General features: G+C 63.1%; 12 protein-coding genes. 4 read left to right on the top strand and 8 right to left on the bottom strand.

The annotated features are described in order from the left end of the window. Nucleotides 1-35 precede the first annotated feature (35 nt). A complete protein-coding gene (locus tag IF103_RS11390; protein ID WP_023380436.1) occupies nt 36-1,385 on the top strand; it encodes an MFS transporter in 1,350 nt (449 codons plus the stop codon). A gap of 24 nt (nt 1,386-1,409) precedes the next feature. Here the strand turns inward: IF103_RS11390 and IF103_RS11395 are convergent, their stop codons facing one another. Together IF103_RS11395 and bamA are read right to left on the bottom strand one after the other, a co-directional pair. Beyond that, nucleotides 1,410-1,757 carry a hypothetical protein gene (locus IF103_RS11395; protein WP_023380437.1) on the bottom strand — a complete coding sequence of 116 codons (348 nt, stop codon included), beginning with the start codon at nt 1,755-1,757 and terminating at the stop codon, nt 1,410-1,412. Between the two features lie 86 nt (nt 1,758-1,843). After that, nucleotides 1,844-4,207, bottom strand: a complete 2,364-nt coding sequence (gene bamA / locus IF103_RS11400; RefSeq protein WP_104883975.1) for an outer membrane protein assembly factor BamA — start codon at nt 4,205-4,207, stop codon at nt 1,844-1,846. A gap of 191 nt (nt 4,208-4,398) precedes the next feature. Here bamA and IF103_RS11405 point away from each other — a divergent pair, with 191 nt between their 5' ends. Beyond that, on the top strand, nt 4,399-5,091 hold the full coding sequence (locus IF103_RS11405) for a response regulator transcription factor (protein WP_023380439.1): 693 nt from the start codon (nt 4,399-4,401) through the stop codon (nt 5,089-5,091). Then, a complete protein-coding gene (locus tag IF103_RS11410; protein ID WP_023380440.1) occupies nt 5,088-6,389 on the top strand; it encodes a sensor histidine kinase in 1,302 nt (433 codons plus the stop codon). Before IF103_RS11405 ends, IF103_RS11410 begins: the two co-directional genes overlap by 4 nt. A gap of 98 nt (nt 6,390-6,487) precedes the next feature. On the opposite strand, the gene IF103_RS11415 is transcribed toward IF103_RS11410, so the two are convergent. The 5 genes from IF103_RS11415 to IF103_RS11435 all read right to left on the bottom strand — a co-directional run bounded on the left by IF103_RS11415 (nt 6,488) and on the right by IF103_RS11435 (nt 12,450). Continuing rightward, nucleotides 6,488-7,453 carry a 2-oxoglutarate and iron-dependent oxygenase domain-containing protein gene (locus IF103_RS11415; RefSeq protein WP_023380441.1) on the bottom strand — a complete coding sequence of 322 codons (966 nt, stop codon included), beginning with the start codon at nt 7,451-7,453 and terminating at the stop codon, nt 6,488-6,490. Between the two features lie 122 nt (nt 7,454-7,575). Continuing rightward, the gene (locus tag IF103_RS11420) at nt 7,576-8,658 is read right to left on the bottom strand and encodes a BMP family ABC transporter substrate-binding protein (protein ID WP_023380442.1); all 1,083 of its coding nucleotides are present in this window, start codon (nt 8,656-8,658) and stop codon (nt 7,576-7,578) included. Between the two features lie 201 nt (nt 8,659-8,859). Next, entirely contained in the window at nt 8,860-9,786 is a 927-nt protein-coding gene (locus tag IF103_RS11425) for an ABC transporter permease (protein ID WP_027907590.1), read from the bottom strand. 11 nt (nt 9,787-9,797) lie between these two features. Then, a complete protein-coding gene (locus IF103_RS11430; protein WP_023380444.1) occupies nt 9,798-10,901 on the bottom strand; it encodes an ABC transporter permease in 1,104 nt (367 codons plus the stop codon). A gap of 10 nt (nt 10,902-10,911) precedes the next feature. After that, on the bottom strand, nt 10,912-12,450 hold the full coding sequence (locus IF103_RS11435; RefSeq protein ID WP_104882364.1) for an ABC transporter ATP-binding protein: 1,539 nt from the start codon (nt 12,448-12,450) through the stop codon (nt 10,912-10,914). Nucleotides 12,451-12,789: 339 nt separating this feature from the next. Between IF103_RS11435 and IF103_RS11440 the strand changes: the two genes are divergently transcribed. Next, nucleotides 12,790-13,305, top strand: a complete 516-nt coding sequence (locus IF103_RS11440) for a peroxiredoxin (RefSeq protein ID WP_104883971.1) — start codon at nt 12,790-12,792, stop codon at nt 13,303-13,305. Nucleotides 13,306-13,327: 22 nt separating this feature from the next. On the opposite strand, the gene IF103_RS11445 is transcribed toward IF103_RS11440, so the two are convergent. Beyond that, on the bottom strand, nt 13,328-14,419 hold the full coding sequence (locus tag IF103_RS11445; RefSeq protein ID WP_186599128.1) for a GGDEF domain-containing protein: 1,092 nt from the start codon (nt 14,417-14,419) through the stop codon (nt 13,328-13,330). Nucleotides 14,420-14,481 lie beyond the last annotated feature (62 nt).

Below are 14,481 nucleotides of genomic sequence, written 5' to 3' on the forward strand. Positions count from 1 at the left end.
CAATGCCCTCGATAACAACAAAAAGAGGTAAGGCAATGCGAACTCCCGACCCTATCGATATTCGCCAGTTGATCGACCAGCAACCCATCGGCCGCTACCAGAAATGGGTGGTCTTCCTCGGCTTCCTGATCATCGCTCTGGACGGACTGGACGTCGCCATAATCGGCTTCATCGCCCCGCAACTGAAAAGCGAATGGCAGCTGGGCCCTCAAGCCCTCGGCCCGGTGCTCAGCGCAGCACTGATCGGCCTGGCCCTTGGCGCTCTGGTGGCCGGCCCGCTGGCCGACCGTTACGGGCGCAAGGCTGTGCTCTTGGGCAGTGTCCTGCTCTTTGGCCTGTGGACCCTTGCCTCGGCCTTTTCCCCCAACTTGGAAACCCTGGTAGCCCTGCGTTTCCTGACTGGCCTGGGCCTAGGCGCGGCGATGCCCAATGCCAGCACATTGGTCAGCGAGTACGCACCGGCGCGCAGTCGCTCGTTGCTGATTACCCTGGCATTCTGCGGCTTCTCTCTCGGTGCGGCCATGGGCGGCTTCGTCAGTGCCTGGATGATTCCCAATCTAGGCTGGCGCAGCGTACTGGCGCTGGGCGGCGTGTTACCGCTGCTGGTGCTGCCTTTGCTGTGGCTGCGTCTTCCGGAATCCGTGACCTTCCTGGTCAGCAAAGGGGGCGACCCACAACGAATCCGCGCCATTGTCAGGCGCCTGGCACCTGGACACTGCGGCCCCGACAGCAGCTTCGTACTGCCCGCATGCGCATCCGTCAAGGGTGGGGCCATAGGCACCATCCTGTCCTCTCGCTACCGCTTCGGTACGATGATGCTGTGGGTGGGTTACGTGCTGGCTCTGTTTCTGGTCTACCTGTTCAGCGGTTGGTTGCCGACGCTGGTGAAGGAGGGAGGGGGTTTTTCGGTGTCCGAAGCGGCCATCGTCACCGCTTGCTTCCAGATCGGCGGCCCGCTGGGCGCCATCACGGTGGGCTGGGCGATGGATCGCTGGCACCCGCAGCGAGTGCTGATGCTGACGTTCCTGTTCAGCGGCGCGGTGATCTTCGCCATCGGCCAGGTGGCCGGGCATTTCGCCTGGCTGTGCGCCATTGCCTGGGCCGTGGGCTTTGGCCTGAACGGCGCCAGTGTAGGCATGAATGCGTTGGCCGCGGGCTTTTACCCGACCGAGGCGCGGGCCACTGGGGCCAGCTGGATGAGTGGTATCGGCCGGTTGGGGGCGATTCTCAGCGCCTTCGCCGGTGCGCAGATGTTGGCCATGGGTTGGAGCTTCAGCCAGGTCTTCGCCGCCTTGCTGATACCGGCTGGGTTGGCAGCCTTGGCAGTGTCGCTGCAGGGCTGGCACGCCAGATTGCGAGGTTCGCAGCGGCTACAGGCGATTTAAGGTTGCCGGAGGGAAGACATGCGCTCAGGCGTCGTCGCTGATCCAGGTCAGTGGCCGCGCCGGGTCGTCACTGAGCATGCGTTCGAATGCGGGGGACTCGATCATCGCGCGGGTTCGCTGGCCCAGCGTCAGCAGTTGCTCGATGAAACCAGGTTCGACGACGCCGCTGTGCTCCAGTGAAACGCCGCTGCGACCGTGTTGGATGGCCAGATGGTAGTGGCTGATTCCCCCACCTTCACCGCTGCCACACAGCACCACCGTGTAGTGCGGCCCGACCATCTCGGCCAGTCGCCGTTGCACCAGGTCGAGCACGGCGATTGGCGCTTCGCTGTGCAGCGCTGTGGCCAGCGCGCAGACGTTGAATGGAGTCATGGGTTGACCTGCTTGGCGTGAAGGGTTTCCAGCATAGGCAAGGTCACTGTCAACTTGGGTTAAGCGGGGGTAAAACCGAGTAATCATCAGAATGTCTGCCCCAAGGAGAATTGGAACATTTCGGTTTGCGCCCCCTCTGGCTTCTTGATCGGCGCGGCCAGGCTGAAGCTCAGCGGGCCCAGGGGGCTATACCAAGTGAAGCCCAGCCCCACCGACAGCGCCATCTGATCGAGACTCACGCCCCCGCAGCCCTGGGTGGTTGACAGATAACAGGTGTCGGCAAACACGTTGCCTGCATCGACGAACACCGAGCTGCGCAACTGCCGCTGGTCCTTGACGAAGGGCAGGGGAAAGAGCACTTCGGCGCCTCCGGTAATGAGGATGTTGCCGCCCAGGGCATCGGTGTCGCGGTCGGAGTAGTACGCCTGACCGGCGCTGGCGTAGTTGCCGGTCGCGGGCGTGTTGCGCGGGCCGAGGGTGCCGCTCTTGAATCCGCGTACCGAATTCAGGCCTCCGGCGGTGTAATTCTCATAGAAGGGCAGGCTGTCGGTCGAGCCGTAGCCGTTGCCGTAGCCCAGGTTGGTGTGCAGGCGAAGCGATGTGCTCTGGGTCATGGGCAGGTAAGTCTGACCGTCGTATTCGAGTTTGTAGAACGACAGGTCGCTGCCGGGGGTGGTGGCCATGAACGTCAGACCCTGGGAGTGACCGCGAGTCGCCAGCACGCCTTTGTTCAGGGTCGACTCGGACCAGCCGACCGATGCCTTGAGGTTATTGAAACTGTCGCCTTCGCGCTGGATGAAGTCGTAGATCTCGTCGGCGCTGTAGGTGCCTGGGTTGATATCGTCGTGTTGCAGGGTCAGGCCGAAGGTCAGGCGTGATGTCTCATTGATCGGGTAGCCGAAACTGACGCCAGCACCATAGCTGTTGATGGCGTAGTACGACACGCCATCGTCGTAGTAATCGCTGTAGTCGGTGGTGCTGTAGAAGACGTTGTAACCCAGGCTGACACCGTCCTTGGTGAAATAGGGGTCGGTGAAGGCGAAGTTGTACTTGGTCTGGTATTCCGAACGGGTCAGGCCGATGGACACCTTGTTACCGGTACCCAGGAAGTTGGTCTGGCTGATCGAGCCTCCCAGGATCAGGCCGGCGCTCTGGGCGAAACCAACGCTGGCGGTGATCGAGCCGGAGGCCTGTTCCTCGACGCTGTAGTTGACGTCGACCTGGTCATCGGTGCCCGGCACCGGTGGGGTCTCGACGTTGACTTCCTTGAAGAAGCCCAGACGTTCCAGGCGGGTCTTGGACTGGTCGATCAGGTAGGTCGACGCCCAGCCACCTTCCATTTGGCGCATCTCGCGACGCAGCACTTCGTCTTCGGTCTTGGTGTTGCCGCGGTAGTTGATGCGGTTGACGTAGGCACGCTTGCCCGGGTCGACCACGAACATGATGTCCACGGTGTGGTCTTCGTCGTGCGGCTGAGGCACGCCGTTGACGTTGGCGAAAGTGTAGCCCTCGTTACCCAGGCGGCGGGTGATCAGGTCGGAGGTGGTGGTCATGACCTTGCGCGAGAACACCTGGCCCGGCTGCACCAGCAGCAGCGACTTGACCTGGTCTTCCGGCACCTTCAGGTCACCCGACAGCTTCACGTCACGGACGGTGTACTTCTCGCCCTCGTTGACGTTGACCGTGATGTAGACGTGCTTCTTGTCCGGGGTGATGGACACCTGGGTGGAGGCGATGTCCATGTTGATGTAGCCGCGGTCCAGGTAGTAGGAACGCAGGCGTTCCAAGTCACCGGAGAGCTTCTCGCGGGCATACTTGTCGTCGTTCTTGAAGAACGACAGCCAGTGGGTGGTCTTGAGCTCGAACAGCTGCGCCAGCGCTTCATCGTCGAACACGGTGTTGCCGACGATGTTGATGTGCTGGATGGCCGCCACGGTGCCTTCGTTGATCTTGATCTTCAACGCCACACGGTTGCGCGGCTGCGGCACCACCTCGGCGTCGACCTCGGCCGAGTAGCGGCCCTGGGCCACGTACTGGCGCTGCAGTTCGTTACGCACGCCTTCGAGGGTGGCTCGCTGGAAGATCTCGCCTTCGGCCAGGCCCGACTGCTTCAGGCCCTTCATCAGGTCTTCGGTGCTGATCGCCTTGTTGCCTTCGATCTCGATGCTCGACACCGAGGGGCGCTCGACCACGTTGATGATCAGGACATTGCCGTCGCGGTTCAGCTGGATGTCCTGGAAGAAACCGGTCTTGAACAGCGAGCGGGTGGATTCCACCAGGCGTCGGTCATCGGCCTGATCGCCCACGTTCAGGGGCAAGGCGCCAAAGACGCTGCCGGCGGACACCCGCTGCAGGCCGTTGACGCGGATGTCAGCGATCTTGAAGGCTTGCGCTTGGGCCAGGGAGGCGTGGAGCAGCAGGATCGACAACATCAGGCGCGGGTAATTCATGGGTGGGTTCCACACAGGCGTATTCAAAGGGCGGGGCCAGCCAGGCCAGCGGGCGATGAGCATACGGGTGGGGTGTGTTCGGCGCGGTTAACCAAGGGTAAAGATGTGTAAAGTTTGCTGGCCTGGCGGTGACAGTAAGCGCCCGTGCAGGGATCATGGCGCCCAGTAGAACCTGCCGAAGCGTAACCTTGATGATCCCCGTGCTGTTGGTCGATGACGACCGTGAATTGACCGATATGCTTGCTCAGTACCTGGCCCGCGAGGGGTTTTGCGCCACCTGCAGTGCCACCGGCGCGGAGGGTGAGGCACTGGCCCTGAGCGGGCGTTTTCATATGGTGGTGCTCGATGTGATGCTGCCGGACTTCTCGGGCATCGAGGTACTGCGCCGCATCCGTGCACGCAGCCAGGTTCCGGTGTTGTTGCTCACCGCTCGTGGTGACAACATCGACCGCATTGCCGGGCTGGAACTGGGCGCCGATGACTACGTGCCCAAGCCCAGCTCGCCGGGCGAGTTGGTGGCGCGGCTGCGGGCGATCCTGCGCCGGGTGCAGCCACAGTTGATTGGCGATAACGCTATTCCCGATGCCATCAGCAGCGGCGCCTTGACCCTCTGGCCGAGTCGTCGGCAGGCGCTGTGGGAGGGGCGTAACCTTGAGCTGACCGGCACCGAGTTCAGCCTTCTGGAGGTGCTGACGCGCCAGGCTGGTCAGTTGGTCAGCAAGCAGAACCTGTCGCTGGATGCCCTGGGCCGCCCGTTGACCCGGTATGACCGGCGTATCGACGTACACGTCAGCAGTATCCGCCACAAACTGGGCCCGCGGCCTGACGGCAGCAGCTGGATTCGTAGCGTGCGGGGCATGGGCTACATGCTGATCGCCGAATGATGCGTCGGCGTCTGTTCTGGAAGCTGTTTCTGGCGTTCTGGCTGGCCAACTGCCTGACTTTCCTGGTAGGTGCAGGCGCCTTCATGCTCGACGAGCTGCGCGGCGACAACCCAGCGCTGAGAACATTGCTTGGCACCGAACTGCACTTGCTGCAGCGATTTGGCGAGCAGGCTGGGCGCCAACTGCTGGAGGTTTCGCCACAGCCGCCTGACGTACAGATTGGCCTGTACGATGCCCAGGGCCGATTGCTGGCTGGCAAGCCGGTGCAGGTGGTGCGGTTCGAGCAGTCGGTGCTTGACCGTGATGGTCGCTTGCTGCTGTTGCGCGCCTCGGTGCCCAGTGTCTCCGGCCAAGGGCCACCGCCACGCGGGCTGGGCCCTTTGGTCACCGGGACCCTGATGAGTGCCCTGTTCGCCCTGCTGTGCAGCTTGTACCTGACCCGGCCGTTGGCTTGGCTGCGCGAAGCGATGGGGCAGGTCGCCCAAGGCCGCTTCGAAGTGCGGGTTCGGCCGCGCCTCGGGCGACGCCGCGACGAGATCGTCGATCTGGCCGAAGACTGCGACCGCATGGCCGGCCAACTGAAGACGCTGGTGGAAGCGCAACAGCACCTGCTGCACGATATTTCCCATGAACTTCGCTCACCGCTCACGCGCCTGAATGCGGCCATCGGCCTGATGCGCCAACAACCGGACCGGCGCGAGATGATTGCACGCATCGAACGCGAGTCACGGCGAATGGACGACCTGATCGAGCAGCTGTTGACCCTGGCGCGTGCCCAGTCCCCCCACGACAGCGGCATTTACGAGGCGCTGGACGCAGTGGAGCTGCTGGCGCAGATCGTAGAGGACGCGCGTTTCGAGGCGGGTATCAAGCAGTGCCAGGTGCTGCTGGTGGCACCGCAACCATTTATCACGGTCGGACATGAAGAGCTGTTGTACCGGGCCTTCGAAAACGTTATCCGCAATGCGGTGCGGTACACGGCACCAGGCACCGAGGTGCGGGTAGAGGCAAGCCTGTTGGCCGACGGTGAACGGCTACAGGTCAGCATCAGTGATCATGGGCCAGGGGTTGCCCCAACACGACTGGAGAGCATCTTCCAGCCGTTCGACCGGGGGGCTGACAACGGCGGTGACGGCTTTGGTCTGGGCTTGGCCATTGCGCGACGGGCCATCGAACTGCACCACGGCAGTATCAGTGCCCAGGCAGCCGATGACAGGGGGTTGATGGTGCGCATCGAGCTGCCCCAGTTGCAGGGGCTGCGAGCGCGTTCGCGTGGCGACGAGCACAACCTTTGGTGAGGATCATCCCGTGCCCCGGAGCCATGCTCGGAACGGTGCTCTGCGATTCCTAGGTGGACGTCAGGGGTGCCTAAGCGTTGGCCTGGGCACCCTGGTTTTCAGGCCTCGGTCGGTTCGCGGCGATAGGCGTAGGTTTCGGCAAAGCGCGAAAGCATGTAGTCGCTACAGGAAATCGGCGGGTACTTGGCAGGGTTGTGCTCACTTTGGCAGCCGGGCAGGCAACTGATCTCGGTGTCCGGGTGCGGCTCTGCGAAAAACGGCATGGCGTAACGATCCACGCCCACGGGGCTGATCACCCGGTGAGGCGTTGATTTGTAACGGTCATTGCTCCAGCGCGCCATCATGTCGCCGATGTTGACCACATAGGTGCCTTCGATCGGCGGTGCGTCGACCCACTGGCCACGCACATCCTGCACCTGCAGGCCGCCAATGTCGTCCTGATACAGCAGGGTCACGCAGCCGTAGTCGGTATGCGCGCCGGCACCTTGTTGTTCGGCACGGGTAGCGGCCTGGCGCGGAGGGTAGTGGATCATGCGGAACACGCTGATCGGGTCGGCGAAGCGTCGGTCGAAGAAATCGTCCTCGATGCCCAAGGCCAGGGCCATGGCACGCAACAGGGTCAGCGACAGCGCATGCATATCCTGGTAGTGGCATTGCACCAGGGCTTCCCAGCCCGGGATGTCCGGGTGGCGATTGGGCCCACGCAGCGGTTTGCCCGCTAGCACGTCGGGGTGGTCGGCGGGCAGGTGCAAGCCCATGTCGAAGGTTTCCTTGAGGTCGCTGGGCTTGGTGGGGTCCAGCTGCTCGGTGGCGATGGCGCCGTAACCACGGTGGTGGGTGGACCGGGTGATGTCGATTTGCAGTTTTTGCTCATCGGGACGGGCGAAGAAGTCGACTGCAGCGGCCTTTAGCTCGGCGATGCGCGAAGGTGCAATGGGGTGGCCCTTGATGTAGTAAAAGCCCCACGCTCGGCAGGCGTGGTCGATCTGCCGGGCAACGTCCATCCAGGCGTTGCGGTCATTGCTGTACAGCGGGGCGATGTCGATGATGGGCAGCGTGTTCATGGTGGCTCCGGGGGTTAGGTGCTGCGAGTCTTCTCGTACCCAGGGCAGCGGAAAGGGCGCCGCTTGGGCGCCCTGGTGCGCGGTTCTTTCACGATGGAAAGGGACGGCGCGTGTTGCGTCGGTCACTGCGGCAGGTTGGCGGTGATGCCCTTGACGTAGTAGTTCATGCCCGCCAACTCGGCATTGCTGGCCACTGCGCCAGCGGGAATCCGTACCTCGCCTTTCTGGTCCATGATCGGGCCGGTGAAGGGGTGGAAGGCGCCGCTCTTGATACCGGCGATGATCTGCTCGGCTTCTGCTCTCACATCGGCAGGCACCAGGTCGCTGATCGGCAACTCGATGGTGCCTTCGGCCAGGCCGCCCCAGTAGTCCTCGGGCTTCCAGTCGCCATCCATCACTGCCTGGGTGCTGCGGATATAGTGCGGGCCCCAGTTGTTGACGATGGAGGTCAGCACCGCCTTCGGCCCGAAGTGGGCCATGTCCGAGGCGTAGCCAATCGAGTAAACGCCACGGCGTTCGGCGGTCTGGATCGGTGCTGGGCTGTCGGTGTGCTGGAACACCACGTCAACGCCTTGGTCGATCAGGGCGTTGGCGGCATCGGCTTCTTTGCCTGGGTCGAACCACGAGTTGACCCAGACCACCTTGATCTCGGTACCGGGGTTGTACTTGTCCAGGGCCAACTGGATCGCGTTGATGTCGCGAATGACTTCAGGAATCGGGAACGAGGCGATATAGCCGATCTTCCTGGTCTTGGTCATCTTGGCGGCGAGGAAACCGGCGACGTAGCGACCCTGGTACGACGTCGAGAGGTAAGTGCCGACGTTCTTGTCCTGCTTGTAGCCGGTGGCGTGCTCGAACGTGACCTTGGGGAATTGCTTGGCGACCTTGATGGTGGGGTTCATGTAGCCGAACGAGGTGGTGAACACCAGGTTGTAGCCGCCCTTGGCCATGTTGCGGATCACCCGCTCCGCGTCGGCGCCCTCGGCTACGTTCTCGACATAGCTGGTCTGCACCTTGTCGCCGAACTGCTTGATCAGTGCCTGGCGGCCTTGTTCGTGCTGGTAGGTCCAGCCGTGGTCGCCAATGGGGCCGATGTAGACGAAACCGACCTTGAGCGGGTCGGCAGCCTGGGCGCCGAGAGTAGCGGCCAGGCCAAGGGCGGCAGCGACACCGCGTACCAGGCTTTTCAGGGAAGGGATGGACATAGGGTTGGGGCTCCGTGTCTGTCGTATTGTTCTATTGGGCCGAAGTTGGCATTCGGCGTGTTGCAAAAAATTGACCAAGAGGACAACAAGCCGAGAACTTTCCGCGTCCCCGCGCGAATCGCAGGGGCGCGTCGGGCAGAAAGCTGTCGGCAAGGTCAAAAAAGGTGCATGACGAGTCTGCGCCGCCTGAAACGGGTGCGCTCAGTGCCCCGCACGCCAGGGCTGGCCGAGCGACACTGGCGCGTACAGTCGGGTACGTCGTGCATCACGCGACAGCAGCACCAGCACCACGATGGTCGCCACATAAGGCAGCATCGCCAGCAGGTTCGAAGGCACACTGATGCCGACGCCTTGGGCCACCAGATGAAGGATGCTGGCCAGGCCGAACAGGTACGCCCCAAGCAGCACTCGCCAGACCCGCCAGCTGGCGAATACCACCAGGGCCAGGGCGATCCAGCCGCGGCCGGCACTCATGTTCTCTGCCCACATGGGCGTGTAGGCCAGCGACAGGTAGGCACCGGCCATGCCGGCCATGGCACCGCCGAACAGCACCGCCAGGGTGCGCACCCGCAACACCGGCAAGCCCATGGCACTGGCGGCGTTCGGGTTCTCGCCGACAGCTTGCAGAATCAGGCCCAGTCGGGTGTTGAGCAGCACCCAGGCGATAACCCCGAACAGCGTGAACGACAGGTACACCAGCACATCCTGATTGAACACCATGTGACCAATCAGGGGGATAGCGCTGAGCACAGGGATGGCCACCGGCTCGAAGCCCGTCAGCGGCTTGCCGACCCAAGCCGAACCGACGAACGCGGAAAGGCCAATGCCGAAGATGGTCAATGCAAGGCCGGTGGCTACCTGGTTGGCCTGGCAGCCCAGGGCCACCAGCGCGAACAGCGCGGCCAACAGCATACCGGCCAGGCAGGCCAGCAGTACGCCCAGCCACAGGCTGCCGGTGGAAAAGGCGACGATGAAGCCGATCACCGCGCCGAACAGCATCATACCCTCCTGTCCGAGGTTGAGTACGCCGGCTTTCTCGCACACCAGCTCGCCAAGGGCTACCAGCAGCAGCGGGGTGCCGCAGCGCACCATGGCATAAAGGATGTTACTGACAAGGTCGAGATCCATGGTCACTCCGATCAGGCGGTGGCTTGCGCGGTGTTGTTCGAGGCTACCGGCCGCAGCCAGCGGCCCAGGCGCACGCGGTAGAGAATCAGCAGGTCGCAGGCCAGCAGGAAGAACAGCATCATTCCCTGGAACAGCTCGGTCAGCGATTGCGGCAGGTTCAGGGCCATCTGGGCGTTTTCGCCGCCAAGGTAGAGAAGGGCCATGAGCAGGCCCGCGATCACGATGCCCAGCGGGTTGAGGCGGCCAAGGAAGGCCACGGTGATTGCCGCGTAGCCATAGCCTGGCGAAACTTGCGGTACCAGTTGGCCGATGGGGCCGGTCACCTCGCAGACCCCGGCCAGGCCTGCGAGCGCGCCGCTGATCAGCAGGGCCAGCCAGACCAGGCGCTTTTCGCGAAAGCCCATCAGCCCGGCGGCCCGGCTGTCCAGCCCCAGAACCCGTACCTGAAAGCCCATGAAACTGCGTGATAGCAGCACCCACACCGCGACGGCGGCCAGCAGTACCAGGTAGACCCCGGCGTGCAGGCGCACATCCTCGAACAGCGTCGGCAGCCGACTGGCCTCGCCGAACATGGCCGACTGCGGGAAGCTGTAGCCATCGGGGTCCTTCAGTGGGCCGTGCACGAAGTACAACAGCAGGTTCAAGGCTATGTAGTTCAGCATGATGGTGGTGAGGATCTCGTTGGCGTTGAAGTGCGTACGCAGCCATGCAGCGATTGCGGCCCAGGCTGCCCCAGCCAGCACGCCGGTCGTGATCACCAGCGCCAATGCCCACGGCGAGGTCCAGTCGATGATGTTCACTGCCAGTGCACTGCCGGCCAGGGCGCCGATCAGTAGCTGGCCTTCGGCGCCGATGTTCCAGATGCGCGCCTGATAGGCCACCGACAGGCCCAGGGCGCACAACAGGATGGGGATGGCCTTGATCAGCAGCTCGCTCAAGCCATACAGGTCCTGCACCGGTTCGATGAGCAAGGTGTGGAAGGCCGCCAGTGGGTCGTGGCCGAGAGCGGCGAACAACAGGGCGCCGCTGAGCAGTGTCAGCAGGCCGGCCAGCAGCGGTGAGAGCAGCAGGTGGCGACGCGATTGCTGCAGACGAGGTTCGAGGGTCAATAGCATGGGTTTCTCTTCAGGCTGCAGCTGGGTTATCGAATTGTCCGGCCATCCAGCGGCCGACTTCGGTCAGGGTGGTCTGCGCGGTAGCCTTGAGCGGCGACAGGCGGCCACCGCACAAGGCACCGAGACGGTCGCTGATCTGGAACAGCTCGTCGAGGTCTTCGGAGATCACCAGAATCGACGCACCGGCATCGCGCAGGGCGATCAGCTCGCGGTGAATGGTGGCCGCCGCGCCGACGTCCACGCCCCAGGTAGGGTGTGCCGCGACCAGTAGCTTGGGTTGCTGCAGCACTTCACGGCCGAGGATGAACTTCTGCAGGTTGCCGCCGGACAGGCTGCGTGCAGGGGTATGGATGTCCGGGGTCTTGACCCCGAAGCGCTGGACGATGCGCTGGGCCAAGGCCTGCACGCGGTTGCGGCGGACCATGCCGTGCTCTACCAGCTCTTGGTGGAAGGAGGACAGCAAGGCGTTGTCGGCAAGGCTCATGTCAGGCACCGCGCCGTGGCCCAGGCGCTCGGCTGGGACAATGGCCATGCCCAGGCGGCGACGTTCGTCCGGATGCAGGTGAGCCATTGGCTGTTGGTCGAGGGTGAGGCGTTCGCGTTCGCTGCGCGGCAGACGGGCTTCGCCGGACAACAGCGCCAGCAGTTCATCCTGCCCGTTGCCGGCGACCCCCGCGATGCCGACGATTTCACCGCTACGCACTTCCAGCCGCACTTGGCTTAGCGAGGTGCCGAACGGATCGGCGTTGCGCCAACTGAGGTCGTCCACGCGCAAACGGACAGGTCCGCCATCCACTTTTGGGTAGCTGGCTTCCAGGCCTTCGGCATCGCCGACCATCAACCGCGCCAGTTGCAAGTCGCTGCACTGGCGTGGCACACAGGCCCCGGCAACTCGCCCACCGCGCAAGACCGTCGCGGTGTCGCAGAGTGCGCGGACTTCATTCAGTTTGTGGCTGATGAACAGAATGCTGCACCCTTCGGCCGCCAGGGCGCGCAGGGTGATGAACAGCTCATCGACCTCTTGGGGCGTGAGCACCGAGGTGGGCTCGTCGAGAATCAACAGGCGAATGTCCTGCATCAGGCAACGCACGATTTCCACCCGCTGACGCTCGCCAATCGACAGGCTATGCACCAGACGCTCCGGCGCCAGACCCATGCCGTAGCGCTGTGACACCTCGCGAATGCGCGGCTCCAACTGCTTCGGCGTACCGGCTTCACGACCGAGGGCCAGGGCGATGTTCTCGGCCACGCTCAGGGTTTCGAACAACGAGAAATGCTGGAACACCATGCCAATGCCCAGTGCGCGGGCTTGCGCCGGATCGCGCACCCGTACGGGCTGGCCTTGCCACAGGACTTCGCCGCTGTCTGGCGCGGTGACGCCGTAGATGATCTTCATCAAGGTGCTTTTGCCCGCGCCGTTTTCACCCAGCAAGGCATGGATTTCGCCTGGCTTGATGGTGAGGTCGACACGGTCGTTGGCCAGCGTGCCGGGGTAGCGCTTGGTGATAGCGCGCAACTCGAGACGCAAAGGTGCAGTGGCGGTGGGCATGGGCAACTCGCTGTTGGTGTGCGGTGGCAGGTCTGCTGGGTAAAGCAAAAACATGGCCAACTGGTCAGGTTGTGGCGCAAGGGCGGATGTAGAGGGGATCGAGCGCTGGCGGGGAGGGTGCGAATGGCGTACTTGCAATCGGTTGGTGCGCGTGACTGCTCCGCAATGGTGCGCATGGCGTGGTGTTTGAGCGTGCCTCAGATTGAACGCCGACTACAGGGTGGTGCGACCTTGCGAGGCTAGCGCAGGTGGGAGGCGTTATGCTGGCACCCTGGGCGGATGCTTGCGACACTACGCCCGACGCGAAGCATTCCACATGTTCAGCCTTTGGAGCCCCCCATGATCAAAACCGGTGATCTGCTGCCTGAAGCGACCCTCCATGAGTACAGCGAGGGGCACAATGCCTGTCCGATAGGCCCGCAGGCGTTTTCGCTGCACGCGCGCTGCGCAGGCAAACGGGTGGTGATCTTCGGCTTGCCTGGTGCGTTCACTCCAACCTGTTCGCAGCGCCATGTGCCCGGATATCTGGCGGCAGCCCCGGAGCTGTTTGCCCAGGGCGTGGACGAAATCCTCTGTGTGGCGGTGAACGATGCCTTCGTGATGAACGCCTGGGGCAAGACCTTCCCGGTGCAAGGCGAGGTGGCCATGATCGCGGACGGCAACTGCGCCTTCACCGATGCCTTGGGGCTCGCCCAGGACAGCTCGGCCCGGGGAATGGGCCGCCGTTCGCAGCGCTATGCCTTGCTGGCCGATAACCTGGTGGTTCGACGCATCGAGGTTGATGCACCGGGCAAGCTGGACGTCAGCGACGCGCAGCGCATGTTGGATTTCCTACGCGACCAGGACGGGGCCTGACTACCGCGCCATGGTTTGAACCTCACACCGGCCCCGACAGCCGCTCGGTCCATAACACGAAGCGGTCCTTGCCGGTGTGCTTGGCTTCGTACAACGCCTGGTCCGCTTTGATCAGGGCCCTGGTCAAGGTGTCGCCGTCCATCACTTGGGCGAGCCCTATGCTGATGGTGACCGGGTGCGCGCCGAGATCTTCTCGCACCCTCTGGCAGAGCTTGTCGACCTGCTGCTCGGCGCCATGTTGGTCCAGGCCCTGGAAGAAAATGGCGAACTCTTCGCCGCCGAGCCTGGCGTACTCGAAGGGACCCATTGAGCTCTTGATATGGGTGGCCACGCGCTTGAGTACCTCGTCGCCGATGTCATGGCCGTACAGATCGTTCACCTTCTTGAAGTTGTCGATGTCGATCATCGCCAGGTACTGGCCGGGCTTGGCCGATTGCAGTTGCCGTTGCGCCTTGGCCATGAACGAGCGGCGGTTTGGGATGTCGGTGAGCACATCGATGTAAGCCTGGTCGAGCAGCACTTTGGACATGTAGAAGTTGTGCAGCTTGGCCTGGCGGATGCGCAGGTAGCTGTAGATCACCAGGCCACTGAGAAACACCGCATAGCTCAGCAGCATCGCGGCTTCCAGGTCGTCGAGGTCGATGTTGGTGCCATAGAAGGGGTTGAGCATCGCCCAGGTGATCGCCATGGCGCAGAAGAATGACCAGCGCCGTACCGGCAGTACCGAGGCGCTGTACAGCACGGTGGATGTACCCAGTACCAGCCATACCGGGCGCAGGGCGATCGGGATGCCATCGATGACCAGGCGCATGCCAAGGGTGATGACTGCGATGAACAGCAGGTTGAGCACATCGAAGTGGTGGCTTTTACGGGTGAAGCCAAGGATCACGGTCAGGCTGCCCATCACGGCGAGGAACAACCCGGATAGCCAGGTGAAGTCCTGATTGCCCAGGTAGCTGACAATCAGGTCGAAGATCAGCCAGATGGCAATGCTGACGCAGAAGATCAGCTGGCAGAAGCGGCGCATGGCCTCGTATTCGTGTTGGCGGAATTCGGCGCGTATGGCGGCGGGCGCGACCTGTTTGCGCACATGTTCTTCGATGGTTCTCAGCATCAACTAATCCTTTGAGGACTGCTCTGGTCAGCACCGGCTTATCGTCGGCGATAAGGCCGCAG

The organism is Pseudomonas sp. SK2 (assembly GCF_016772395.1).
GTDB lineage: Bacteria > Pseudomonadota > Gammaproteobacteria > Pseudomonadales > Pseudomonadaceae > Aquipseudomonas > Aquipseudomonas taiwanensis.

What these genes read in the sequence shown, in the direction of transcription:
- IF103_RS11390 (WP_023380436.1), top strand. Translation starts at nt 36, where the DNA reads ATGCGAACTCCCGACCCTATCGATATTCGCCAGTTGATCGACCAGCAA.
- IF103_RS11435 (WP_104882364.1), bottom strand. Translation starts at nt 12,450, where the DNA reads ATGCCCACCGCCACTGCACCTTTGCGTCTCGAGTTGCGCGCTATCACC.
- bamA (WP_104883975.1), bottom strand. Translation starts at nt 4,207, where the DNA reads ATGAATTACCCGCGCCTGATGTTGTCGATCCTGCTGCTCCACGCCTCC.
- IF103_RS11415 (WP_023380441.1), bottom strand. Translation starts at nt 7,453, where the DNA reads ATGAACACGCTGCCCATCATCGACATCGCCCCGCTGTACAGCAATGAC.
- IF103_RS11410 (WP_023380440.1), top strand. Translation starts at nt 5,088, where the DNA reads ATGATGCGTCGGCGTCTGTTCTGGAAGCTGTTTCTGGCGTTCTGGCTG.
- IF103_RS11420 (WP_023380442.1), bottom strand. Translation starts at nt 8,658, where the DNA reads ATGTCCATCCCTTCCCTGAAAAGCCTGGTACGCGGTGTCGCTGCCGCC.
- IF103_RS11425 (WP_027907590.1), bottom strand. Translation starts at nt 9,786, where the DNA reads ATGGATCTCGACCTTGTCAGTAACATCCTTTATGCCATGGTGCGCTGC.
- IF103_RS11440 (WP_104883971.1), top strand. Translation starts at nt 12,790, where the DNA reads ATGATCAAAACCGGTGATCTGCTGCCTGAAGCGACCCTCCATGAGTAC.
- IF103_RS11430 (WP_023380444.1), bottom strand. Translation starts at nt 10,901, where the DNA reads ATGCTATTGACCCTCGAACCTCGTCTGCAGCAATCGCGTCGCCACCTG.
- IF103_RS11445 (WP_186599128.1), bottom strand. Translation starts at nt 14,419, where the DNA reads ATGCTGAGAACCATCGAAGAACATGTGCGCAAACAGGTCGCGCCCGCC.
- IF103_RS11405 (WP_023380439.1), top strand. Translation starts at nt 4,399, where the DNA reads ATGATCCCCGTGCTGTTGGTCGATGACGACCGTGAATTGACCGATATG.
- IF103_RS11395 (WP_023380437.1), bottom strand. Translation starts at nt 1,757, where the DNA reads ATGACTCCATTCAACGTCTGCGCGCTGGCCACAGCGCTGCACAGCGAA.